General features: G+C 72.5%; 25 protein-coding genes. 10 read left to right on the top strand and 15 right to left on the bottom strand.

The annotated features are described in order from the left end of the window. Positions 1-3 precede the first annotated feature (3 nt). Positions 4-972: an aldo/keto reductase gene (locus LMU33_RS29905; RefSeq protein ID WP_228623746.1), complete on the bottom strand. Its 969-nt coding sequence runs from the start codon at positions 970-972 to the stop codon at positions 4-6. A gap of 226 nt (positions 973-1,198) precedes the next feature. Here LMU33_RS29905 and LMU33_RS29900 point away from each other — a divergent pair, with 226 nt between their 5' ends. Beyond that, positions 1,199-2,014, top strand: a complete 816-nt coding sequence (locus tag LMU33_RS29900; RefSeq protein WP_308280821.1) for an endo alpha-1,4 polygalactosaminidase — start codon at positions 1,199-1,201, stop codon at positions 2,012-2,014. Between the two features lie 127 nt (positions 2,015-2,141). Beyond that, the gene (locus tag LMU33_RS29895; RefSeq protein WP_228623745.1) at positions 2,142-2,993 is read left to right on the top strand and encodes a hypothetical protein; all 852 of its coding nucleotides are present in this window, start codon (positions 2,142-2,144) and stop codon (positions 2,991-2,993) included. Here LMU33_RS29895 and LMU33_RS29890 read toward each other — a convergent pair. Then, entirely contained in the window at positions 2,990-3,514 is a 525-nt protein-coding gene (locus LMU33_RS29890; protein ID WP_228623744.1) for a flavoprotein, read from the bottom strand. The two genes, LMU33_RS29895 and LMU33_RS29890, sit on opposite strands and share 4 nt — an antisense overlap. 9 nt (positions 3,515-3,523) lie before the next feature. Further along, positions 3,524-3,982 carry a nuclear transport factor 2 family protein gene (locus tag LMU33_RS29885; RefSeq protein ID WP_228623743.1) on the bottom strand — a complete coding sequence of 153 codons (459 nt, stop codon included), beginning with the start codon at positions 3,980-3,982 and terminating at the stop codon, positions 3,524-3,526. A gap of 130 nt (positions 3,983-4,112) precedes the next feature. Between LMU33_RS29885 and LMU33_RS29880 the strand changes: the two genes are divergently transcribed. Next, positions 4,113-4,748, top strand: coding sequence for a TetR/AcrR family transcriptional regulator (locus tag LMU33_RS29880; RefSeq protein WP_372478081.1), 636 nt, complete (start codon positions 4,113-4,115; stop codon positions 4,746-4,748). A 32-nt stretch (positions 4,749-4,780) separates the two neighbouring features. Here the strand turns inward: LMU33_RS29880 and LMU33_RS29875 are convergent, their stop codons facing one another. Both LMU33_RS29875 and LMU33_RS29870 read right to left on the bottom strand, forming a co-directional pair. Beyond that, positions 4,781-4,969 (bottom strand): ferredoxin, encoded by a 189-nt coding sequence (locus LMU33_RS29875; RefSeq protein WP_228623742.1) that lies wholly within the window; start codon positions 4,967-4,969, stop codon positions 4,781-4,783. 12 nt (positions 4,970-4,981) lie between these two features. Further along, a complete protein-coding gene (locus tag LMU33_RS29870; protein WP_228623741.1) occupies positions 4,982-6,211 on the bottom strand; it encodes a cytochrome P450 in 1,230 nt (409 codons plus the stop codon). Between the two features lie 431 nt (positions 6,212-6,642). Here LMU33_RS29870 and LMU33_RS29865 point away from each other — a divergent pair, with 431 nt between their 5' ends. Next, positions 6,643-7,092, top strand: a complete 450-nt coding sequence (locus LMU33_RS29865; RefSeq protein ID WP_228623740.1) for a nitroreductase family deazaflavin-dependent oxidoreductase — start codon at positions 6,643-6,645, stop codon at positions 7,090-7,092. 78 nt (positions 7,093-7,170) lie between these two features. On the opposite strand, the gene LMU33_RS29860 is transcribed toward LMU33_RS29865, so the two are convergent. Next, complete coding sequence (locus LMU33_RS29860) at positions 7,171-8,187, bottom strand: cation diffusion facilitator family transporter (protein WP_372478078.1); 1,017 nt, start codon at positions 8,185-8,187, stop codon at positions 7,171-7,173. A 98-nt stretch (positions 8,188-8,285) separates the two neighbouring features. Between LMU33_RS29860 and LMU33_RS29855 the strand changes: the two genes are divergently transcribed. Both LMU33_RS29855 and LMU33_RS29850 read left to right on the top strand, forming a co-directional pair. After that, positions 8,286-9,305: a glutathione S-transferase family protein gene (locus LMU33_RS29855; RefSeq protein ID WP_228623739.1), complete on the top strand. Its 1,020-nt coding sequence runs from the start codon at positions 8,286-8,288 to the stop codon at positions 9,303-9,305. A gap of 28 nt (positions 9,306-9,333) precedes the next feature. Then, positions 9,334-9,633, top strand: a complete 300-nt coding sequence (locus LMU33_RS29850; RefSeq protein ID WP_228623738.1) for a DUF4235 domain-containing protein — start codon at positions 9,334-9,336, stop codon at positions 9,631-9,633. Positions 9,634-9,683: 50 nt separating this feature from the next. Here the strand turns inward: LMU33_RS29850 and LMU33_RS29845 are convergent, their stop codons facing one another. After that, on the bottom strand, positions 9,684-10,154 hold the full coding sequence (locus LMU33_RS29845) for a pyridoxamine 5'-phosphate oxidase family protein (RefSeq protein ID WP_228623737.1): 471 nt from the start codon (positions 10,152-10,154) through the stop codon (positions 9,684-9,686). Then, positions 10,151-10,918, bottom strand: a complete 768-nt coding sequence (locus LMU33_RS29840; protein ID WP_228623736.1) for a TetR/AcrR family transcriptional regulator — start codon at positions 10,916-10,918, stop codon at positions 10,151-10,153. The genes LMU33_RS29845 and LMU33_RS29840 overlap by 4 nt, the downstream gene beginning before the upstream one ends. 125 nt (positions 10,919-11,043) lie before the next feature. Here LMU33_RS29840 and LMU33_RS29835 point away from each other — a divergent pair, with 125 nt between their 5' ends. Together LMU33_RS29835 and LMU33_RS29830 are read left to right on the top strand one after the other, a co-directional pair. Beyond that, complete coding sequence (locus LMU33_RS29835) at positions 11,044-12,546, top strand: APC family permease (RefSeq protein ID WP_228623735.1); 1,503 nt, start codon at positions 11,044-11,046, stop codon at positions 12,544-12,546. 18 nt (positions 12,547-12,564) lie between these two features. Further along, positions 12,565-14,190, top strand: a complete 1,626-nt coding sequence (locus LMU33_RS29830; protein ID WP_228623734.1) for an amidohydrolase — start codon at positions 12,565-12,567, stop codon at positions 14,188-14,190. A 47-nt stretch (positions 14,191-14,237) separates the two neighbouring features. On the opposite strand, the gene LMU33_RS29825 is transcribed toward LMU33_RS29830, so the two are convergent. Further along, complete coding sequence (locus LMU33_RS29825) at positions 14,238-15,194, bottom strand: GlxA family transcriptional regulator (RefSeq protein WP_228623733.1); 957 nt, start codon at positions 15,192-15,194, stop codon at positions 14,238-14,240. Positions 15,195-15,265: 71 nt separating this feature from the next. Here LMU33_RS29825 and LMU33_RS29820 point away from each other — a divergent pair, with 71 nt between their 5' ends. Further along, entirely contained in the window at positions 15,266-16,216 is a 951-nt protein-coding gene (locus tag LMU33_RS29820; protein WP_228623732.1) for an NADP-dependent oxidoreductase, read from the top strand. 153 nt (positions 16,217-16,369) lie between these two features. Then, positions 16,370-16,744: an anti-sigma factor antagonist gene (locus LMU33_RS29815; protein WP_228623731.1), complete on the top strand. Its 375-nt coding sequence runs from the start codon at positions 16,370-16,372 to the stop codon at positions 16,742-16,744. Here the strand turns inward: LMU33_RS29815 and LMU33_RS29810 are convergent. The 6 genes from LMU33_RS29810 to LMU33_RS29785 form a co-directional block, all read right to left on the bottom strand. After that, entirely contained in the window at positions 16,719-17,666 is a 948-nt protein-coding gene (locus tag LMU33_RS29810; RefSeq protein WP_228623730.1) for a ribose-phosphate diphosphokinase, read from the bottom strand. The genes LMU33_RS29815 and LMU33_RS29810 overlap by 26 nt on opposite strands. 40 nt (positions 17,667-17,706) lie before the next feature. Further along, a complete protein-coding gene (locus LMU33_RS29805) occupies positions 17,707-19,926 on the bottom strand; it encodes a mannosyltransferase YkcB-related protein (RefSeq protein WP_228623729.1) in 2,220 nt (739 codons plus the stop codon). A 187-nt stretch (positions 19,927-20,113) separates the two neighbouring features. Beyond that, positions 20,114-21,886: a complex I subunit 5 family protein gene (locus tag LMU33_RS29800; protein WP_228623728.1), complete on the bottom strand. Its 1,773-nt coding sequence runs from the start codon at positions 21,884-21,886 to the stop codon at positions 20,114-20,116. Then, a complete protein-coding gene (locus tag LMU33_RS29795; protein WP_228623830.1) occupies positions 21,886-22,233 on the bottom strand; it encodes a sodium:proton antiporter in 348 nt (115 codons plus the stop codon). The genes LMU33_RS29800 and LMU33_RS29795 overlap by 1 nt, the downstream gene beginning before the upstream one ends. Positions 22,234-22,241: 8 nt before the next feature. Continuing rightward, positions 22,242-22,979: an MnhB domain-containing protein gene (locus LMU33_RS29790; protein WP_228623727.1), complete on the bottom strand. Its 738-nt coding sequence runs from the start codon at positions 22,977-22,979 to the stop codon at positions 22,242-22,244. Next, positions 22,976-23,239: a Na(+)/H(+) antiporter subunit B gene (locus tag LMU33_RS29785; protein ID WP_228623726.1), complete on the bottom strand. Its 264-nt coding sequence runs from the start codon at positions 23,237-23,239 to the stop codon at positions 22,976-22,978. Before LMU33_RS29785 ends, LMU33_RS29790 begins: the two co-directional genes overlap by 4 nt. Positions 23,240-23,383: the final 144 nt, after the last annotated feature.

The following is a 23,383-nucleotide window of genomic DNA, read 5'->3' as shown; positions in this document are numbered from 1 at the left end:
ACCTCAGTGGCCGCTGATCGCCCGCGGCGTGTAGGGCTGCTGGAGCTCTTCGAGCTCCTTCCCGGTCAGCTCCAGCTCCACGGCGGCCACCGCGTCCTCGATGTGGTGCGGCTTGGCGGCGCCGACGATCGGTGCCGCCACCGTGTCCTGGTGCAGGAGCCAGGCGAGGGCCACCCGGGCGCGGGGCACGCCGCGGTCGCCGGCGATCCGGGTGACGGCCTCGACGATCGAGCGGTCGCTCTCCAGGTACAGGCGGCTGCCGAAGTTGTCGTTCGCGCTGCGCTCGGTGACCGTGCCCCAGTCACGGGTGAGCCGGCCGCGGGCGAGCGGGCTCCACGGCAGCACGCCGACGCCCTGGTCGGCGCAGAGCGGCAGCATCTCCCGCTCCTCCTCCCGGTAGAGCAGGTTGTAGTGGTTCTGCATGGACACGAACTTCGTCCAGCCGTGCCGTTCCGCGGTGTACTGCAGTTTGGAGAACTCCCAGGCGTACATCGAACTCGCCCCGATGTAGCGGACCTTGCCCGCCTTGACCAGGTCGTGCAGCGCCTCCATCGTCTCCTCGACGGGGGTCGCGTGGTCGTAGCGGTGGATCTGGTAGAGGTCGACGTAGTCGGTGCCGAGGCGGCGCAGGCTGTGGTCGATCTCGGCCATGATGTTCTTGCGGGACAGCCCGGCGCCGTTGGGGCCCGGCCGCATCCGGCCGTGCACCTTGGTGGCCAGCACGATCTCGTCGCGGTTCGCGAGGTCGCGCAGCGCCTTGCCGACGATCTCCTCGCTGGTGCCGTCGGAGTAGACGTTCGCGGTGTCGAAGAAGTTGACGCCTGCCTCCAGCGCCTGCCGGATGAGCGGGCGGGACGCCTCCTCGTCGAGGGTCCACTCGTGGACGCCGCGGTCGGGCAGGCCGTAGGTCATGCAGCCCAGACAGATCCGCGAGACGTCCAGGCCCGTCGAACCGAGCTTCACGTACTGCATCGTTGCTGCTCCTGCCTTCGGGACGATGGTCACCCCCGAGCCTACGGCGTGGCCCGGCACCGGCTTGACGATCACGGTGCGCGGGCGATTTGATCCTGCCACGTGCCGCGCCGCCCGGCGTGGGCAGGACGGAGCGGACGTGCCCCCGGACTCGACCCCTGAGGGTGCTTCCCGCGCACCGCGCGAGCGTGCGGGTTCCCCGGGTTCCCGAAGGGCCGCGGGCGCCTTGGCAGCGGCCCTGCTCGTCACCCTCGCGGCGTCGGCCGGCTGCGATGCCGGCACCTACGACGACTCCGGCGGCACCAAGCGGCCGAGCTCGCCGAAGCCCGCCGCGGTACGGCTGCCCCCGCGCCACGCCGGGTTCGACTACCAGATCGGCGGCGCCTATCCCCCGCCGACGGGCGTGCGGATCGTCAGCCGCGACCGCTCCGCCTCCCCCGCGCCGGGCCTGTACAACATCTGCTACGTCAACGCCTTCCAGGCCCAGCCCGAAGAACGTTCCTCCTGGCCCGCCGACCTGCTGCTGCGCGACGCGCACGGCGAGGCCGTCGTCGACGAGGACTGGAACGAGGCCCTGCTCGACATCCGCACCCCCGCCAAGCGGGAGCGGGTGGCCGAGCGGGTGAACGGGTGGATCGACGGCTGCGCGAGGAAGGGCTTCGACGCCGTCGAGCCGGACAACTACGACAGCTACACCCGTTCCCACCGCCTGCTCACCGCGGCCGACGCGACCGCCTTCATGACCCTGCTGTCCCGGCACACGCACGCCCGGCACCTGGCCATCGCGCAGAAGAACACCGCCGGGCTGGCCGGTGTGCGGGAGCGGGCCGGGCTGGACTTCGCGGTGACGGAGGAGTGCGGGCAGTACGACGAGTGCGGGGTGTTCGCCAAGGCGTTCGACGACCGGGTGGTGGACATCGAGTACACCGACGCCGGGCTGCGCTCCGCGCTCGCCCACTGGGGCGACCGGCTGAGCATCGTCCGGCGGGACCGGGACGTGTCCACTCCGGGGAGCAAGGGGTACGTACGGAAAGCGCAGTAGCCGGGCGCCGCATTGGTACCCCCAGGTGACCATCCGGCGTGGGAGCGGCCGATCGTCGTACTGTCGGCTCATCCTCGGCGCAGACGACCGGCATCCGGCCGGTCTCGGCCGCCCCGGAGGAAACGCGGTGCCGACTCGTGCCACCACCCTGAGGATCCTTGCCGGAGCAGCGCTGCTGCCACTGGCCCTCGTCACCCCCGCCTGTGCACAATCCGCCGCCGCACCCGCGCCGGAGGCCCCTGCCACGCTGTGCTCGCTCGCCGGCACGCTGCGCGGTACGCACGGCGAGCAGGCCGATGTGAGCCTGTGCGCGGACACCGGCTCCCCGAGATTCAACATCACGGCCCCGGCCACCTGCCGGATCGGCCGCACCCGGGTCCGCTACGCCTGCCGTACCGAGGGCACCTGGAAGGTCGCCCGGTCCGGCAAGACTCTGGGCACCGGAACGCTGCCCGGTTCGGGCCTGTACCCGGGTCCGGGCACCTACGACGTCAGCGCCACCGTGCGCGTGCGCTCGACGCCGGCGGGTGTCGATCTGAAGGGCACGGTGCAGACCACCGTGGCGCTGACCGCGCCCAAGGCGAAGGCGACGCACACCGTCACCGTCGACAAGACCGTGCTGCGCCGCAACGCCACGACCACCGTGACGTACACGATCCACCGGGACAGTGCCGAGGGCGACGGCAACGCGCGGCTGGGAATGATCGGTCAGGAGGGCACCGGTCTGCGGATCAGCACGGCCGACCAGCGCTGCGTCAACCCGCTGGTGGGACGGTACCCGGGCAAGACCCGGCTGGCGCACTCCCTGGACTGTACGGTGACCGAGCTGCAGCCCGGCCACCCGGAGACGCTGAAGGTCCGCTTCACGGTCGGGGCGAAGTGCTCCACGGTGGTGTCGAAGCTCGGCTACTGGGTGCCGAAGGGCCAGGACATGTTCACCGGGAACATGCTGGCCGGGCCGACGCTGACCTGCCGCTAGAGCAGATCCAGCGCCCGTTCCCAGGCGAAGTCCGGCCGTGCGCCGTCCGGCCGGGCTTCGCCGGTGTACGGGTCGCCGAAGCGGACGCCCATCGCGCGCAGCCGTGCCAGGCTGTCCCGGTAGGCGGGATGGGCGGCCAGCGCGTCGGCGACGCAGGGCAGGACGGCGATCGGTATGCCCAGGCCCGCGGCCTCGCACAGGGTGCCGAGCGCGAGGGTGTCGGCGATGCCGGCGGCCCACTTGTTGACGGTGTTGAAGGTGGCGGGTGCCACCACGACGGCGTCCGGCGGCGGGAAGGGGCGGGGGTCGGCCGGCGTGCGCCAGGCCGATCTGACGGGTCGCCCCGTCTGTGCCCCCACGGCCGCGCTGTCGAAGAAGCCGCCCATGGCGACCAGTGTGGCGATGACGCCGACCTCCCAGTCGCGTTCCTGGGCCGCGCCGATCAGTTTGCTGACGCCCGCGGCGACCCCGGCCGCGCAGACGACGACGTAGAGGAAGCGTTTCCCGGCCTGTTCGGTCATCCGGGAACCCTACTGAAGCGGGAACGACACCCCCCGCTCGGCCTCGGGGCGCGGGCCGTGGATACGGCGGTCCTTCTCCTCGATGCGTACGTCGTTGATGCTGGCCTCGCGCCGGGTCATCAGGCCGTGCTCGTCGAACTCCCACAGTTCGTTGCCGTAGGAACGCCACCACTGGCCGTCGGTGTCCCGGGACTCGTACTGGAAGCGGACGGCGATGCGGTTGCCGTCGAACGCCCACAGGTCCTTGCGCAGCGCGTAGTCCAGCTCGCGCTCCCACTTGGCGGTCAGGAACGCGACGATCCCGGCGCGGCCGGTGACGAAGGTGTCGCGGTTGCGCCAGACGGAGTCCTCGGAGTAGGCGAGCGCCACCTTGTGCGGGTCGCGGGTGTTCCAGGCGTCCTCGGCGGCCTGGACCTTCTGCGCGGCGGTCTCGCGGGTGAACGGCGGCAGGGGCGGGCGGTCCGTCATGGTCTCCTCCTGGGCTCGGACAGCACCGGAGAACGTGCGTTCTCCAGGTGGCTGCTACCGTATGAGAACGCCCGTTCTCCCGTCAAGGAACGCGGCAGGCCAAGGGCATGGAGGAGTGATGGTGTCGCCGATGGACAGCGCGGCCGCCCGGGACAGGGCGCTCGACGCCGCCGAGGAGCTGTTCTACGCCCGCGGTGTGCAGTGCGTGGGGATGGACGAGCTGCGCGGCGCGTCGGGTCTCTCGCTCAAACGCCTCTACCAGCTCTTCCCCGCCAAGGAGCAGCTCGTCGCCGCCTACTTGGCCCGGCGGGACGAGCGCTGGCGCGCACGTCTGGCCGAGTACGTTGCCCGGCAGCAGGACCCGTGGCAGCGGATCCCGGCCGTGTTCGACTGGCTCGAGGGGTGGTTCGGAGAGGACGGCTTCCGCGGCTGCGCCTGGATCAACGCCTACGGCGAGCTGGGCGCCACCTCCGCCCTGGTGGCCGAGCAGGTGCGCGCCCACAAGGAGGCGTTCCGGGACTACCTCGCCTCGCTCGTCGCGGACGCCGGACTGCCCTCCCCGCTCACCGGACCCCTGTTCCTGCTCGCCGAGGGAGCGATGGTGACCGCCGGCATCACCGGGACCACCCAGCCGGCCGCCGAAGCCCGCACGGCCGCACGGACCCTACTGACAGCCACCACCCCGAACCGACCCACCCAACCGTCCCAGGACAGCCCGACCGCCCCCACAAAGAGGCGCTCCGAGGCCACCTCCAGGACAGCCTGACCGCCCCACAAAGAGGCGCTCCGGGGCCACCTCTAGGAGAGCTTGATCGCGCCCACCGGGCAGGCGCGGGCCGCCTCCCGGACCATCGGGTCGCCCGCGCCGTCCTCACGGCCGGGCAGCAGGGTGCTGTATCCGTCGTCGTCCTGGGTGAAGACGTTCGGTGCCGCCAGCGCGCACTGACCCGCGCCGATGCAGACGTCCTTGTCGATTTCGATGTGCATGAGCAGAGCCTCTTACCAGGTCACGGGGAGTTCCAGCATCCCCTGGATCGTGTCGCCTCGCTTGAAGGGGATCTCCTCGGCCGGGACGGCCAGGCGCAGCCCCGGCAGCCGGGCCAGCAGGCTTTCCAGGGCGATCTCCAGCTCCGCGCGGGCCAGGTTCTGCCCCAGACACTGGTGGATCCCGAAGCCGAACGCCACGTGGTGGCGGACGGGGCGGTGGAAGTCCAGGGCGTCGGGGGCGGCGTAGAGGGCCGGATCGCGGTTGATCACCGAGGTCGAGAAGAGCACGCCCTCACCGGCCCGGATCGTGGTGCCGGCGATCTCGATGTCCTCCAGCGCCACCCGCGCCAGTCCCTCCGCGATGGACAGCATCCGCATCAGCTCCTCCACGGCGGCGGGCAGCAGCGCCGGGTCGGCGCGCAACTCGGCCAGCCGGTCGGGGTGCTGGAGCAGGGTGAAGGTGCCGAGGGAGATCATGTTGGCGGTCGTCTCATGCCCCGCGACCAGCATGATGACGGCCAGCGACACGAGTTCGGCGCGGTCCAGCGTGCCCTCGCGCAGCTGCTGGTGGACGAGGTCGTCGAGGATGCCGTCGCCGGGCTCCGCCTGCTTCGCCTTGTCGTCGATCAGGGCGCCGAGGTACTCCTCCAGACGTGTGCGGGCCTCCATGGAGTCGGCCGCCCGCGGGCCGCGCAGCAGCCTGCGGGACTGCTCCTCGAAGAACTCGTGGTCGGCGTACGGCACCCCGAGCAGGCCGCAGATCACCATCGACGGCACGGGCAGGGCGAAGGCGGAGACCAGATCGGCGGGCGGCCCCTGCGCGATCATCGCGTCCAGCAGCCCGTCCACGGTCCGCTGGATCCACGGCCGCAGCTCGGTCGCGCGTTTGACGGTGAACGACGGGATCATCATCCGCCGCTGGCGCTGGTGCTCGGGATCGTCCATCCCGAGCAGGGCCACCCGGCGGTCGCGGACGCCCACGAAGCGCTCCGCGGGGATGGGAAAGCCGGGACGGCGGCGGTCGCTGGACAGGCGGGGGTCGGCGAGCAGGGCGCGGGCAGTGGCGTGGGCGGTGACCAGCCAGACCTCGCGGCCGTCGAAGAGGGTGACGCGGGACAGGGCTCGCCCGTCACGCAGCGGCTCGTATCCGGTGGGCGGGTGGTAGGGGCAGGTGCGGTCCTGCGGGAAGGCGACGGGGGCGGCCGGAGTCGCCGGGCCGGTGGGGTCCGTCAGTTCCGTCATGGAAGACCTCGCAGACGAAGAGGTGCGTCGTGCCGATCTTCATTAGATGCCCCGGGCATCTATGGGTCGACCGGAAGTTCGGCCAGTTCGGCGATGTGGGTGATCTGGCCGAAGACGAGCGGTCGGAGGGATGGATTCCGGCCGGGGTGCGGCACGTGTCCGCGGCGAGACCGTCCTCGTACCCATGGTTCCGCAGGCCGGAGCGCCCCGCACGGTCAGGTGCAGGGCGCAGGGCGCGGCGGGCCGCACGGGCACGGGCGGCCGGGCGGGCCGTCTGCCGGATGCCACCTCGCCCTGGCCGCCTCCCGCGCAGCAGTCGGCGGTCGTCGCCCCGTCGGCCCAAGCGGACCGCGGTACGGATGATTTGCGGGGCCCGGGGTGTTGAATGCCGGTGGCAGACAGCTGTTGGACCGACGAAGGGGACGGATCCCATGCCTCTTGAGGGCGAGTACGAACCCAGCCCGACGCAGTGGGTGCGCGAGCAGGTCGAGCTGTACGAGAGCTCCGGTGGGACGAAGGGCACCACGCTGATGGACACGGGGATGCCGGTCATCGTGCTGACCAGCCGGGGTGCGAAGAGCGGGAAGATCCGCAAGACGCCGTTGATGCGGGTGGAGCACGAGGGGCGGTACGCGGTGGTCGCCTCGCAGGGCGGCGCACCCAAGCACCCGGTGTGGTACTTCAACATCACCTCCGATCCGCACGTCGAGCTGCAGGACGGGCCGGTCAAGCGGGACATGAGGGCCCGTGAGGTCACCGGTGAGGAGAAGGCCCGGTGGTGGGAGCGGGCCGTCGCCGCGTACCCGCCGTACGCCGACTACCAGAAGAAGACGTCGCGGGAGATCCCCGTCTTCGTGCTGGAGCCCTTCGACGAGAGCTGATTCGCGCCGGGTACCGTCGGATTCGGGAAAATCCGCGCCGCAAAGGTGTGAAGCCGTCTCGGGACGGGCACCCGTGCGTCAGGCCCCGCCGCGTTCCCCCGTCGCGGCGGGGCTCTCTCGTGCTTCGCCCGCCGGCCGGTCGGTCACGTCCAGGAAGATCTGGTCGGCCTCGGGACACATCCGGGCCAGGGACCGCTTGATGCGTACGGCGACCTCCTCCACCCGCTCGCTGTCCAGCCCCGGCACCAGGTCGATGCGGGCGGCCACCAAGGTGGAGTCGAGGCCCATCTTCATCGTGAACAGCGCCTCGACGCTGTCGATCTCCGGCTGCGCCCGCAGCAGCGAGCGGATCCGGCCGCTCAGCTCCGGGTCGGCGGCCTCGCCGATGAGCCGGTCGCGGGCCTCGCGGCCGAGCCGGTAGGCGACGTACACCAGCAGGACGCCGATCGCCAGCGAGGCTGAGGCCTCCCAGGCGACCTGTCCGGTCACCATGTGCAGGCCCATCCCGGCGAGGGCGAGCGTCACGCCGAGCACCGCCGTGCCGTCCTCGGCGACCACCGTGCGCAGCGCCGGGTCGCTCAGCCCGCCCGGCCCGCCGCCCTGCCGGCGCACCTGGTGCAGGGCCCGCAGCAGCGAGGCGCCCTCGGCGACCAGGGCCACGCCCAGCACGACCAGACCCGCCACATAGCCGCTGAACTTCTCCTCGGTGCCCTGACGCAGCGCCTCGGCGCCCTGGAAGAAGGAGAAGCAGCCGCCCATGACGAAGATGCCGACCGCGGCGAGCAGGGACCAGAAGAAGCGTTCCTTGCCGTAGCCGAAGGGGTGCCGCCGGTCCGCGGGACGGCGGCTGCGGCGCAGCGCGGCCAGCAGGAAAACCTCGTTGAAGCTGTCGGCGACGGAGTGCGCGGCCTCGGACAACAGCGCGGGCGAGCCGGCGAGGACACCGCCGACGGCCTTGGCCACGGCGATCACCAGGTTGGCGGCGAGCGCCACCAGCACGGTGACCTTGGTGTGCCGGTCGGCCCTGGCGTCCGTGCCGGGCGTCCCACGGCCCTGCTCACCGCTGCGCTTGCCCTCGGATGATGTCCCGCTCACTCAACGCCGACTGCCCCCGAGCGGGCCGGTCACACCGTGCGGACGGCGGAAAACGGGGAACGCGTGTGCCGGGGACCACCGGGCGGCGAGGAGGAGACATGGACGGCGGCGACGGCAACCGCGCCTACGGCCACCAGACGTTCACCCGGTCCGGGAGCCACTTCACGGACCGGATCACCGCCGACGGCCGGGACGGCCGGCCGGTGCAGGAGGGCCGTTACCGGCTGGTGGTCTCGCGCGCCTGTCCGTGGGCGAGCCGGGCGGTGATCTCGCGTCGGCTGCTGGGCCTGGAGGGCGGGCTGTCGACGGCGGTCGCGGATCCGGTCCAGGACGACCGCAGCTGGCCGTTCACCCTGGACCCGGGCGGCCGGGACCCGGTGCTCGGCATCCGGTTCCTGAGCGAGGCCTACGACCGGCGCGAGGCCGGGCATCCGGGCGGGGTCAGCGTGCCCGCGGTCGTGGACGTGCCCAGCGGACGGCTGGTCACCAACGACCACCAGCGGCTCACCCTCGACCCGGCGACCGAGTGGACGGCCCTGCACCGCACCGGCGCACCCGACCTGTACCCGGCCGGCCGGCGCGCGGAGATCGACCGGGTGATGGCCGAGGTGTACGAGGACGTGAACAACGGCGTGTACCGGGCGGGGTTCGCCACGCGCCGGAAGGAGTACGAGGAGGCGTGCGCGGGCGTCTTCCGGCGGCTGGAACTGATCGCCGGCCGGCTGGCCGGGCGGCGGTATCTGGTCGGCGACACCCTCACGGAAGCAGACATCCGGCTGTTCACGACGCTGGTCCGATTCGACGCCGTCTACCACGGCCACTTCAAGTGCAACCGCTGGGAGCTGACGGAGAACCCCGTGCTGTGGGTGTACGCCCGGGATCTGTTCCAGACGCCCGGGTCCGGTGACACCGTCGACTTCGACCACATCAAGCGGCACTGCTACCAGGTGCACACCGGCATCAACCCCACCGGCATCGTCCCGCTCGGTCCCGATCTCTCCGGCTGGTCGGCTCCGCACCACCGCGAGGAGCTGGGCGGACGGCCGTTCGGGGACGGTACGCCACCGGGTCCGGTGCCCCCCGGCGAACGGGTGGCCCCCGAGGGACGGCCCGCATGAGGGCCGTCCGACGAGGAAGAGGTGACACATGGGCAGGACAAAGAAGAAGAAGCTCCCCTTCGTCTACCAGCCGATCGGTTTCGCGCTCAGCTGGGCGAGCGGTGCGCTGGCCGGTATCGCCTTCCGGAAGGCCTGGATGGCGCTCCGGCACGAGGAGGACGCGCCGGACGCGCTGGACCAGGACCGGGGATGGGGGGAGATCCTGTTGGCCGCGGCGGTGCAGGGGGCGATCTTCGCCGTGGTGCGCAGTGCGGTGAACCGTACCGGCGCGAAGGCCATTGCCCGGTCCACCGGCGTGTGGCCGGTGGCTGACAGGCCGGCGCCGTAGGGATGCGGGCCGTACCTGGCCGCGGATGCGTCGTGCCCCTTCGGGGCGCCTCAGCCGGTGGTGACGGGAAGCCACTCCCCGTCGCGCATCAGCTCCCGGCCCCGTAGTTCGTTCTCCTCGCGCCACGCCTGCACGCGGTGTGGGAGGACCCTGAAGTACAGGTAGCGGTTGGAGAGTTGGCGGGGGTCGAAGCCCGTCTTGCCGGCGAAGACCTCGGCGTCCTCCTCGGGGAGGTCCTCCGGGGTGACCGACTGGACGGTGCCCTCGATCACGACGACGTCCCGGGTCGGGCCGAGGCCGAGGCGGGCCCGGCCGGTGGACACGAGGTTGCGGCCGGTGGGGCTCTCGGCCGGGGTGGCGATCAGCAGGGTGGCGCCGTCCCACACGAAGGACAGCGGCACGAGGTAGGGGGCGGCGCCGTCGGGGCCGGCGGTGGCGACCCACACGTCGACGTCGTTCTCCAGCCGGTGGAGGGTGTCCTTCTTGCGCTCTGCGGCGGTGCGGGCGGGCGGTGGGGTCATGGCGTTCGGCCTCCTCGGGATCCGGATCCCGTCCAGTGTGGCCGTCGGCCCCCTGTCCCCGCACGAAGGTGATCAAGGCGTGTCCGGGCGGCCGTCAGGAGGAGCTCCAGGGCGGCCGGGTAGGAGCTGGAGCGCATGGTGGCGACGAGATGGGGGGCCGTGGCCGCGATGTGCGGGTGGGTCTCGGCGGGCAACCGGCCGTAGGTGCTCCGCCACACCTCCGCCTCGGCCTCGCGCGCGGCCCGGGGCAGGGCGCTGCCGGCGGAGTCCAGGGCGCCGAAGGCGAGGGCCTGGTCGACGAACGCGTGGTAGATCCGCACCGCCTCCTGGTCCGGGAACCCGGCCGGCCGCAGGACGCCGAGGATGCTCTCCACGGCCTGGATCTCATGGGCGCGCCCGGTGACACGGTGGGCGCTGAGCATCGCCGCCCGGGGGTGCGCGAGCGCCCCGGCGTGCATGCGCAGGCCCAGGTCGCGCAGGTCGGCGGCCCAGTCGCCGGTCGGCCGCCAGGTCCGCAGGGTACGGCCGATCAGCTCGTCGGCGATGGCCAGCATCAGGTCGTCGGTGTGCCGGAAGTACCGGTAGAGGGAGCTGGGGTCGGCGCCGAGGGCCCGGCCGAGGCGGCGCACGGAGAGCGCGTCGGCGCCGTGCTCCTCGATCAGCCGGAGGGCGGTCTCCACGATCAGTTCCTCGGACAGCATCACGCCCTGTTTGGTGGGGCGGCGACGCTGCCGGGCGGCGGCCGGGACGACTCGGTCGGTCATGGGGCCTCCCTCGGGGTGTGCCCGGCACCTTATGACAACACCGTTGACCTGTGAAGTGCCCCGGCAGTTTCATGTCCGGTCACCGGGGCCGTCCGGGGCCCCGCGGTGCGAGCGGAGAACCGGCCATGAGCGAGACACCCTTGGGAGTGGATCCCCCCGCGCGGCCCGAGCTGCGCAGGTCCCTGAGCGTGGTGGACGGCGTCGCCGTCGCCGCCTCCAGTACGGCCGCCACGACCAGCATCGGCATCGGGCTGGGGGTGACCGCGGGCGTGGTCGGCCCGCATCTGCCGGCCATCATGCTGCTGGCGTTCCTGCCCGTCCTCGGCATCGCCGGGGCCTACTCGCGGCTGAACCGGGTGGAGCCGAACGCGGGCAACGGCTATGTGTGGGTGGGCCGTTCGCTCAGCCCCTGGCTCGGTTTCATGGTCGGCTGGGTGAACTTCGTGGCGAGCGTGGCCTTCCTCGCCTACACCACGGCGGTCACGGGTTCGGCGCTGCTGCAGCTGGCCGGGGAGGCCGGCGTGCACCGGATCGGCTCGCTCGGTCTCGATCCCGGCTCGACCGCGCAGACGACGGCGGTGGGGATCGTCGCCCTGGTGGCCGTCACCCTGACCGCCGTGACCGGTGTCCGCACGGCGGCCCGGCTGCAGACCGGGCTGCTGGTCTTCGAGTACGTGGTCCTGCTCGGGTTCTGCGGCTACGGCATCGTCACCGGACCGCACTCGTTCAGCCTGTCCTGGTTCGACCCGTTCGCCATCCCCTCGGCGACCGCGCTGGCGCAGGGCCTGCTGCTGTCCGTGTTCTGCTACTGGGGTTTCGAGGCGGCGTTCACCGTGAACGAGGAGGTGCGGGACCCGGCGGACGCCTCCCGGGCCGGGACCATCACCCTGGTCACGATGCTCGGGCTGTTCCTGCTCGGCTCGGTCGCCTTCCAAAGGGTTCTCTCCCAGGGCGAGTTGGCCGGTCACGGCGCGCAGGGGCTCGCGTACTTCGGGGACCGGCTGGCCGACCGGCCGCTGGCCGCGCTGCCGCTCGTCGCGCTGATGTTCTCGGCGGTGGCCTCGCTGCAGGCCGGGGTCATCCCGACGGCGCGCGGGATGTTCGCGATGAGCCGGGACCGTACCCTCGGACCGGTGTGGTCCAGGGTCAGTGCCCGGTACGGGACCCCGGCGGCCGGGACGCTGCTGATCGGGGCGCTGGCCGTCGTCGTGGCGGCGGGCGCGCTGGTGATCCCGCGCCTCGCCGACATGATCGACGCGATCGTGAACGCCGTCGGCATCGTCGTCGCCCTGTCCTACGCGCTCACCGCGCTCGCGGCCGCCGTACGTTTCCGCTCCCTGCTGCGGGAGGACTGGCGCCAGGGCGTCCGGGCGGTGCTGCTGCCCACGCTCAGCGCGCTGGCCCTGCTGGGCCTCGGCGGCTATCTCGGCTGGTCCTTCTACACCTCCGCCGACCACCTCGAACTCCGCGCGGACAACGGCTGGTTCCTGCTGCTGATGCCGGTCGCGATGATCGTGTCCGGGTTCGCGGTGGCCGCGTGGGCCAAGTGGGGGCGCAGGTCGCCGTACTTCCGCACCGGGGCGGGCACCGACGCCGACTCCCCCGCGCTGCTCACCACCTCCAACTGATTGACCAGGAAAGGCATCATGCACCCTGACCTCCTCTTCACCGGCGGCCCCGTCCTCACTCCGGACGGCCGTACGGCGACCGCCGTGGCCGTCACCGGGGACCGGATCACCGCCGTCGGGCACGACGAGCTGCGCGACCTCGCCGGGCCGCGCACGGACGTGGTCGACCTGGCCGGACGGCTGCTGCTGCCCGGCTTCCAGGACGCGCACGTCCATCCGGTGCCGGCGGGCCTGGAACTGGCACAGTGCGATCTGTCGGACACGACGACGGCCGAGGAGACCGTGGCCGCCGTACGGGCGTACGCCGAGGCCCATCCGGAGCGGGAGTGGATCCTGGGCGGCGGCTGGTCGATGGAGGCGTTCGCGGGCGGCACGCCGACGAAGGAGCTGCTGGACGCGGTGGTACCGGACCGGCCGGTGTATCTGCCCAACCGGGACCACCACGGGGCCTGGGTCAACAGCCGGGCCCTGGAGCTGGCGGGCATCGGCCGGGACACGCCCGACCCGGCCGACGGGCGGATCGAGCGGGACGCCGCCGGAGAGCCGGGCGGCACGCTCCAGGAGGGCGCGATGCAGCTGGTCGGCCGGCTCACCCCGCCCGCCACACCGGCCGACCGGCTGGCCGCGCTGCTGCACGCCCAGCGGCATCTGCACGCGCTCGGCATCACGGCCTGGCAGGACGCGCTGGTCGGTGACTTCCTCGGCATGGACGACCCGGCCGAGGCGTATCGCACGGCGGCGCGGGACGGCTCGCTCACCGCCCGGGTGCGGGGCGCGCTGTGGTGGGACCGGGAACGCGGGGCCGAGCAGATCCCCGAACTGGTGGAGAAGCGGGCCGCGTTGAGCCACGGGCGGTTCCGGGCGGGCACGGTGAAGCTGATGCTGGACGGGGTCGCCGAGAACGGTACGGCCGCGTTGCTCGACCCCTATCTGGACCGGTGCGGGTGCGCGACCGCCAACCGCGGCAAGAGCTTCGTCGACCCGCAACAACTACCCAAGTACGTCACCGAGTTGGACGCCCTCGGCTTCCAGTGCCACTTCCACGCCCTGGGCGACCGGGCCGTACGCGACGCGCTGGACGCCGTCGAGGCGGCCCGCGCCGCGAACGGGCCGGGCGACACCCGGCCGCATCTCGCGCACCTCCAGGTCGTGCACCCCGACGACGTGCCCCGCTTCGCCCGGCTCGGCGCCACCGCCAACATCCAGCCGCTGTGGGCCGCGCACGAGCCGCAGATGGACGAGCTGACGATCCCCTTCCTCGGCGCGGAGAGGGCCGCGTGGCAGTATCCGTTCGGCGCGCTGCTGCGGTCCGGGGCACGGCTCGCGGCGGGCAGCGACTGGCCGGTGAGCAGCCCCGATCCGCTCCAGGGCGTCCATGTCGCGGTCAACCGGGTCGAGCCGGGAGGCAGCGGCCCGGTGTTCCTGCCGCACGAGCGGCTCGGCCTCGCGGACGCGCTGACGGCGTACACGGCCGGGTCCGCGTACGTGAACCACCTGGACGACACCGGCCGGGTGGCCGTCGGCGCGCTCGCCGATCTGGTCGTGCTGGACCGCGATCCGTTCGCCGGGCCTCCGGAGGCGATCGCGGAGACGGCGGTGGCGCTCACCTACGTGGGGGGTGAGCGGGTGTACGCCGCCGAGTGAGGGCCGTGCGCAGCCGATCCGGGTTCCCCGCAGTCGGCCGGAACGGTTCAGCGGGCCTGCTGGAACGTCCGCCGGTACGCCTGCGGGGACACCCCGATCGCGGCGTGCAGGTGCTGGCGCAGCGAGGCGCCGGTGGCGAAGCCGACCTCGGCGGCGATCCGGTCCACCGGCAGGTCGCTGGACTCCAGCAGATGCCGGGCACGGGCGACGCGCTGCTGGATCAGCCAGCGGCCGGGGCTGAGGCCGACCTCGTCGTTGAAGCGGCGGGCGAAGGTGCGCAGGCTCATCCGGGCGTGGCCGGCGAGGTCGGACAGGGTCAGCGGCTCGTCCAGGCGCTCCAGGGCCCAGGCACGGGTCGCGGCCGTGCTCGCCGCGCCGCTGACGGGGACCGGCTGCTCGATGTACTGGGCCTGGCCGCCGTCCCGGAACGGCGGGACGACACAGCGGCGGGCGACGGAGTTGGCCAGCTCGCTGCCGTGGTCGGTGCGGACGATGTGCAGGCAGATGTCCACGCCGGAGGCGGCTCCGGCGGAGGTGAGGATGCGTCCGTCGGCGACGAAGAGGACGTCCGGGTCGAGGTCCACCCTCGGGAAGCGGCGGCGGAACACGTCGGCCACCTGCCAGTGGGTGGTGGCCCGGCGGCCGTCGAGCAGGCCGGCCTCGGCGAGCACGAACGCGGCCGTGCAGATCGAGACGATCCTGGCGTCCGGGCGGATGCGGGCGAGGGCCGCGGCGACCTCGTCCGGCAGCCCGGCGGGGATGTGGGCGGGCGGCATCGAGGTGACCACCACGGTGTCCGCCGTCCGGAGGATCTCCGGGCCGTGCTCGACACCGATCGTGAAGTCGGCGTTGGTGCGCACCGGACGGCCGTCGACCGTGCAGGTCAGCACCTCGTAGCGGCCGTCGGCGGCGCCGAAGATGCGGCTGGGGATGCCCAGCTCGAAGGGGTAGACGCCGTCGAGGGCGAGGACGACCACCCGCTCGGGACTCCGTTTGCCATGCATGGCACGATCTTATCGAAGGTTGGCATTCATGCCATTTCCCGGAAGGGCTGCTCCGGGCAGGCTGGGTGACCATGAGCGATGTGAACACGATGCGAGCCATCGGCCAGGACGTCCTCGGCGGTCCCGAGGTCCTGAAGGAAGTACGGGTGCAGCGGCCGAAGCCGGGCCCCAACCAGGTGCTGGTCCGGGTCCGGGCGGCCGGGGTCAACCCCACCGACTGGAAGCACCGGGCCACCGGCGGCTTCCTGGGCGAGCCGCCGTTCGTCCTCGGCTGGGACGTCTCCGGCGAGGTCGTCGAGACCGGGATCGGCGTGGCCGCCTTCGAGCCCGGCGACGAGGTCTTCGGCATGCTGCCCTACCCGTACGGCCACGGCTCGCACGCCGAGTATGTGATCGCCCCGGTGCGCGCCCTGGCGCACAAGCCGGCCTCGATCGACCACACCCAGGCGGGCGCGCTGCCGCTGGTGTCCCTGACCGCCTGGCAGGCGCTGACCGAGCACGCGGACGTACGGCCCGGACAGCGGGTGCTGATCCACGCGGCGGCCGGCGGGGTCGGGCATGTGGCGGTGCAGATCGCCAAGGCGCGCGGTGCGTACGTGATCGGCACGGCCAGCGCGGGCAAGCACGACTTCCTGCGGGAGATCGGCGTGGACGAGCCCGTCGACTACCGGACGACCGACGTCACCGAGGCGGTGCGGGACGTCGACGTGGTCCTGGACACGCTCGGCGGGGACACCTCCGTGGAGTCGCTGAAGGTGCTGCGGCCGGGCGGTGTCGTGGTGTCGATCCTGCCGGTGGGCTCGGCGGAGTTCCACGACGAGGCCGAGCGGCGCGGTGTGCGGGCCGTGCGCATGCTGGTGGACGCCGACCGGGCCGGGATGCAGAAGGTCGCGGAGCTGGCGGAGTCCGGGAAGCTGAGGGCGACGATCGCCGGGACGTTCCCGCTGGCCGAGGCGGCGAAGGCGCACGAAGTGGGCGACACCGGGCGGACCGCGGGGAAGCTGGTCCTTCTGGTCGACTGAGCGGCAACACCCGTTCGTCCGAGCACGGTTACCGGGCGATACGCCTCAAACTCGAAGACATATGTCAACCGAACATGCTCAAATTCCTTCCATCGAGGGTAACTTGACGATCGGGAGACCGACGTCCGGGAGCGGGTGGGAGGTGATGCCGTCGTGCGAGACGAGCCTGCACCACTCACCCGTCACCTCCGTGTGTACGAGCACCGGGAGCACACGGTGCTGGAGTTGCGGGGCGAGATCGACCTGGTCTCGGCGACGGAGCTCGGCCCGTCGCTGGACCGGGTCACCGGCCGGCCCGGGGCACGGATCGTCATCGACCTGCGGTCGGTGGAGTTCTTCGACTGCTCCGGGCTGCGGCTGCTGTACCGGGCCCGCGCGAGGGTGCTGGACGGCGGCGGCCAGCTGCACCTGGTGTGCACGCACCCGCTGACCCTGCGCGTCTTCCGGGTCACCGGTCTGTCCCGGCTGCTGCCGCCGCACCCGACGCTGGACGCGGCCCTGGCTACGACTGCTCGAACAGGGCGCTGACCGATTCACCGTTGTGGATGCGCCGTACCGCCTCGGCGAGTGCCGGGGCGATGGTGAGCACCCGCAGCTTGTCGGTGTGCTCCTCCTCCATGGGGACCGGCACGGTGTTGGTGCAGACGATCTCCAGCACGTCCGGCTGCTCGCTCAGCCGCTTCAGCGCACCCGCCGCGAACAGCCCGTGCGTGCACGCCACCCGGACCGTCCGCGCACCCAACTCCCGCAGCCGGACCAGCAGTTCCAGCACCGTGCTGCCCTTGGCGATCTCGTCGTCCAGCACGATGACGTCCCGGCCGGTGACATCGCCGATGACGGAGCTGATGCTCACCCGGTCGTCCGCGAACCGCTGTTTGGCGCCGGCCGCCACCGGCGCCCCGATCAGCCGGGCGAAGGCGGCGGCCTCCTTGGCGTTGCCCAGGTCCGGCGACACGACCGTGGTGTGGGTCAGGTCGTACCGCCTGAAGTGCGCGGCGAGTTCGCGCAGCGCGTTCAGATGGTCCACCGGCACCGAGAAGAAGCCGTGCACCTGCGGGGAGTGCAGGGTCATGGCGAGCACCCGGCTCGCACCCGCCGCCACGAGCAGATCGGCGACCAGCCGGCCGCCGATGGAGATGCGCGGCGCGTCCTTCTTGTCGGAGCGGGCGTAGGAGTAGTGCGGCATGACGACGGTGATCCGGCCGGCGGAGGCGCCCCGGGCGGCGTCGCACATCAGCAGCAGCTCCACCAGGTGCTCCTGCACCGGCCGGACCAGCGGCTGGATCAGGAAGACGTCCCGCTCCCGGCAGTTGGCCCGGAGCTGGACCCCCAGACAGTCGTTGGCGAACCGGCTTATCCGGGTGGGGCTGAGCGGCACCCCGAGGTGCGCGCAGACCTCGTGGGCCAGGTCGGGGTGGGCGTTGCCGCTGAAGACGGCGATGTCTCGCATGATCCGCTCCTCGCCTGATCACCGCAGGACCGGGATCATGCTACCGACTGGGGCCGCATCGGTAGAGGGTCTGCGCGGTGGCCGTCCGCGCGTCGCCGAACGAACTCGTAGCGCCGTAGGCCGAGGCGGGGACCTCGGTGCAGGCGGACCGCACCCAGTCGGTGATCTGCGCGGCGGCGGTCTTCCCGGTGCCTGCGAAAGCCGGGCTCATGCCCCGGCCGCCGCCCAGCAGTACGTACCGCAGCTTTCCGTCGTCGGCCAGCCGCCGGAACTGCGCCAGGGTGGGAAACGGCACACGGCCGCTGAATCCGCCGAGCGGCAGCACGTGGGCGCCGGTCGCCAGGATGTACGGCGACGCTGTGCTCCAGGCGGCTGCCGCGAACACGTAGGTGGCGGAGCCCTGGTGCGCGCGGGCGTAGTCGAGCAGCCGGCGCTGGTCCGCGGTCAGTGAGCCGCTGCCGTTTGCGCCGACGGAACCGCGCCGCGCGAGGGATCCGCCCCGGCCCGGGCCGCGCACGCCGGCGGAGGCCGCCTGCCCGAAGGTCCCACCGCGGGCCCAGGCCGCCCGGCCGAACCGACCGGGTCCCGAGCGGGCCGCCCCGGAGCCGGGGTTCATGGCGGACGGGCCGACCGCGCCCATCACGGAGGTGCGGTAGACCGGGTTGAAGACCTGCACCGCCCACGCGCTCGGCGCGAGGAGCAGGGCGGCCAGGGCGGCGGCCGGCCCGGCGAGCGCGAGGCGGCCCGCGGCGCGCGGCCGACCCGGCCGGGCGAGGCGGAGCAGCACCACCGCGGCGATGCCGAGCACGGCCACCGCGGGGGCCAGCCAGGGCAGGAACGACGGGAACCGGCCCGCGAGACACGCACTCCAGGCGGCCGTCGCCGCGACCGCGCCCGGCAGGGCCCAGGCGCGGCGCCCGCCGGCCCGGTGGGCGCGCCACATCTGCACGCTCCCGGCGCCGGTGAGCGCGGCGAGCGGCACCGCGATCACGCCCATGTAGTACGTGTGGCCGCCGACGCTGCCGGCGCTGAAGACCAGGAAGTACACAGCGAGCCAGGCGGTCCACAGGACGTATCCGGCGCGCAGCCGGTCGGTGCGCGGCCGCCCCCGGCACCACAGCAGTCCGCAGACCGCGGCCACCGCGGCGAACGGGTAGAACCAGCCGGTCTGTGAGGCGAGCGCCGTACCGAACATCTTCGACCAGCCGTTCTGGCCCCCGCCGAACCCGCCGGCGCCCCGTGGGCCCGCACCCGCCCCTGCGGTGGCCGGGGTGAGCGCCGGTCCACCAGCGTCCCGGACGAGCCCGGCACCCGTGCCACCCGCGGCGCCGAAGAACTGGCCGGCTCGGCTGTGGCCGCCTCCGCCGCCCTGGGTCGCGCTCACGCTGCCCGTGGCGGCCGCGCTGATGCCGAGCGAGGAGAAGCGGTTCAGGAAGTTGTAGCCGACCACCATGCTGAACGCGGAGTTGTTCGTGGTGCCGTCCACGTACGGCCGGTCCTTGGCCGGGGCGAGCGTGACGGCGAGGATCCAGGACGCCGACACGGCTGTCATCACCAGGGCGGACACGCCGAGGTGCAGCAGACGCCGGCGCAGCGCGAGGGGTGCGGACAGCAGGTGGACCAGCGCGAGCGCCGGCAGTACGGCCCACGCCTCCAGCATCTTGGCCTGGAAGCCGAGCCCGACCCAGACACCGGCCGCCAGCAGCGGGCGCAGCCGGCCGTCGCGGGCGGCGCGTCCGGTGGCCTCGGCCGCCAGCAGCAGGCACAGCGTGAACGCGGGGTCCTCCACCGCGGTGCGGAACAACCCGACCGCCACGGGCGTCACCAGAAAAGCCGTGCAGGCGATCAGCGCCGCGTTCACGCCCGCCCAGCGGCGCACCAGGCGATGGAGGACGAGGAGACTGGCCACTCCCTCCAGGACCTGAGGAAGGACCAGCGCCCAGGGATGGAATCCGAAAAGCCGTGCGGAGAGCGCCTGCGGCCACAGGAATCCCGGCAATTTGTCGAGCGTGATGGAATTCCCCGGGTCGAAAGAGCCGTAGAAGAATGCCTTCCAGCTCTCCGTCATGCTGCGGGCGGCGCTCGCGTAGAACGTGTGGTACTGGCTGTGGTCGATGCCCCAGCCGTAGAGAACGGCGGCGAGCACGGTGAGGAGCAGCAGCGCAGGGCGCGCGTACGCGGGCTCGTCCGCCGGTGATCGCCAGGGTGCGCGACGGGCGGCACCGGTGGACGCGGTTGCGTCGAGGACGTTCGTGGCCATGCGCAGCAGTCTTCGTCAACCGCGGGCCTCGACCACGCCGTAGCGGCTCCCTTCAAGGAAACTCTCACCACACCCAGAGCATCTCTTTAATCACACTACTTTGAATTTGCATCAGAAAAGCGCGTTCATTGCCTGCGGCTGGATTCCGCCGTACACAGGAATCCGACAGCCGTCGCACAGGTGCCGGTCAGCCGCCGAGCACCGCCGGCAGGGCCAGCACCCCCAGCACCGTGGCGCCCATCAGCAGCCAGGCGACGTAGTCGCCGACATGGCCGGACTGCAGCCGGCGCAGGGGCCGGGACCAGTCGGGGGCGGCGGTCCAGTGCGGTCGGGTCACCGCGAGGCCGGCGAGGGCGACGGCCAGTGCGGTGGAGGCCAGGCCGAGCAGGGCGCCGTGCACCGTCCACTGCGCCGAGGCCTGGGCGCCGCCCGACCCGGCCTCGTTGACGGAACGGGCCACCAGGTCGCCGAATCCGGGGACCGCTCCAACGGCGAGGGCGGCGGTGAGCAGCACGGCGGGAACCATCCTCATGGTGTCCGGGATCCGCCTCAGCGGGCCGGTCGTCTCGGGCTCCTCCTCGGATCCGCTGGTCTCCAGGTCGGCGTCGGCCTCCTCGGGTCGCGGCCCGAGGCCGCGGAACACGCGTGCAGTGACCCGCAGGACGGCGCCGGCGGTGATCGCGGAGGCGGCCACGTACACCACGGTGAGCGGGCCGCCGACCGCCTCCTCGGTGACCGCCTTGCCCAGGCCCGTACCGAACGGGGGCAGGCCCGCGAGGCCGAGGCCGCCGACGGCGAACATCACCGCGGTCGCGCGCATTTCGCGGGCCCGGCCGTGCAGCGTGTGCTCGTCGAGGCAGCCGTAGCGGTCGAGCAGGACGCCCGCGCAGGCGAACAGCGCGGCCTTCACTCCGGCGTGCCCGAGGATGTACAGGGCGACTCCGTCGTCGCCCTGGGGGGTGAGGACGCCGATGCCCACGAGGAACAGGCCCGTGTGGGCGACGGTGGAGTAGGCCAGGAGGCGCTTGATGTGCCGCTGGTACCAGCACATGACGGCGCCGGTCGCGGCCGTGAGCGCGCCGAGCGTCACCAGGGCCCGGGTCAGATCGGCGGCGGGGATGCCGCCGGGGCCGGCGAAGACGGTGCCGTACACCCGCCAGACGCCGTAGACGCCGAGTTCGACCATCACCCCGGACAGCAGCATGCACACAGGGGTGGGGGCGACCGCGTGGGCGTCCGGGAGCCAGAAGTGGAAGGGCACGGCGGCCGCCTTCACCAGCAGCCCGGTCAGCACGAGGACGAAGGAGGCGAGGACCAGCGCGTCCGCTCCGCCGTGTCCGGCCGCCGCGTCGAGACCGCGCCCGATCTTCGCCATGGCCAGCTCGCCGGTACGGGCGTACAGCAGGCCGATGCCCATCAACATGGCGTAGGCGCCGAGGGAGTTGACGACACCGAAGGTCAGCGCGCCCTGTACGGCCTTCGGGTCGTCGATGCGGTAGCCGGTGAGCGCGTACGCGGTGACGCTCATCAGCTCGAAGAACACGAACGCGTTGAACAGGTCCCCGGCGATGGCGAACCCGCACATGGCGCCCTGGAAGAGCAGCATCAGCGCGGTGAACGCGCCGGGGTGACCGCGCGGCGGTTCGTCGAAGTAGCGCCAGGAGTAGGCGAGCGCGGCCAGTGTCAGCAGGGAGACGAGCGCGGCCATGCCGAGTGAGGGGCCGTCGCCGACCACGACGATGCCGACGCTCTCGCCGCCGACGGGCAGCCAGCCGCCGACCCACTCGACCATCGGCGGCGAGGAGTTCAGCAGCAGCACCAGCGCGAGGGCGGCCGTACCGCCGGAGACGACGAAGCCGGTGATCTCGGCGGCGATTCGGGGCAGATGGCGGCCGACGGCCACCAGCAGGGCGGCGCCGAGCAGGGGGATCGCGACGAGCAGAGGGAGCAGATGGTGCATCAGCCGCGCAACTCCCGCAGTTCGTCGGGGTCGACCGTGCCGTGCCGTTTGGCGATCTGCAGGACGAGGGCGAGCAGCAGCGCGGTGACGGTGGCGCCGACGACGATGTCGGTGAGGGTGAGCGCCTGCACGACCGGGTCGACCACCGGCCGGGAGCCGGGCTTGATGTCGGAGAAGACGGGTGCGGTGGCGCCGTCCCGGTAGCCGACCGCCAGCAGCAGGACATAGGTGGAGGACTGGCAGACCGCGAGACAGCCGACGGCGTGGATCAGGTTGCGGCTGGTGGCGAGGCCGTAGCAGCCGGTCAGGAAGACGTAGGCGGCGACCAGGTAGGGAAGGACGTGCATCACGGTGGTCAACTCCCGTGTTCCTCCTCGATCTCGACGGCCTGGTCGAGGAAGTTCGCGAGCAGCACGACGACCGCGCTCGCCACCTCGATGCCGATGGCCGCGTTCAGCAGGGGGACGGTGCCGCCGGAGGACAGGGTGTTGAAGGTGCCGTACGGCAGCAGCGTGTTGGCCAGGAAGGCGGTGCCGGCCAGGACTCCGGCGAGGCCCAGCACGAGGTAGGAGGAGACGGCGAGGGCGTCGGACGTCTCGTAGACGGCGAGCGGGCGGATGCGTTCCAGCGCGCGGTAGTCGGCGCCGAGGTACAGCAGGTGCAGGGCGGTCGCGGCGACGACTCCGCCCTGGAAACCGCCGCCGGGGCTGAGCTGGCCGTGGGCGATGACGTAGAGCCCGGTGACCAGGGCGACGGGCAGCACGATCAGGGCGTAGCGGCGGACCGGCCGGGCCACCTCGGCGGGTTGCGGCTGGGCCCGGTGCTCGTCGCGGGCCTGGCGCAGCAGCACGACACAGCCGAGCACGGCCGCGAACAGGATGCTCATCTCGCCGAGGGTGTCGTAGGCGCGCTGGTCGAAGTTGACGGAGGCGATGGTGTTGGCGGCGCGCCGGGTGAGGGAGGCGTGCACGGCACGGGTGCCGTACGGATGGCTCCGGCCGCCGAAGCCGGGCAGGTCGAGGCAGGCGGCGACGAGCAGGGCGGCCAGGCCGGCGCCGCCGAGGGCCAGCAGGGCGAGCCGCAGCCGCTTCACTTCGCACCACCGTCCTCCGGGCGACCGCGGCGTCTGACCTTGCGCACGCTCAGCATGATCAGCAGCGGGGTGAGCGCGGAGCCGACGGCCAGCTGGGACAGTCCGACGTCCGGGGCCTGGAGCACGGTGAACAGGACGGCCAGCACGGACCCGAGCACGGACAGCACCAGTGCCTGCCGTGCGGGGTCGCGCTGGACGACGGCGGCGGTGGCGGAGCCGGCCATCAGCAGCAGGGCCACGACGATCACGGCATCGTCCATGCCACACCTCCGCTCCCGCCTGCCGACGGTTCGTCAGCCACCGTGTAGGCCTTCGCCCCGAGCGCAGGCACCGGGCCCGCCACCCGCTCCGGCGACCGCCCGGCGAGCGGACGAAATGCCACGCACCTTTGCGACCGTCCCACC

The organism is Streptomyces barringtoniae (assembly GCF_020819595.1).
GTDB classification, from domain to species: Bacteria; Actinomycetota; Actinomycetes; order Streptomycetales; family Streptomycetaceae; genus Streptomyces; species Streptomyces barringtoniae.
Note: the sequence above shows the minus strand (reverse complement) of the source record. Positions and strands in the feature narration are given on the sequence as shown.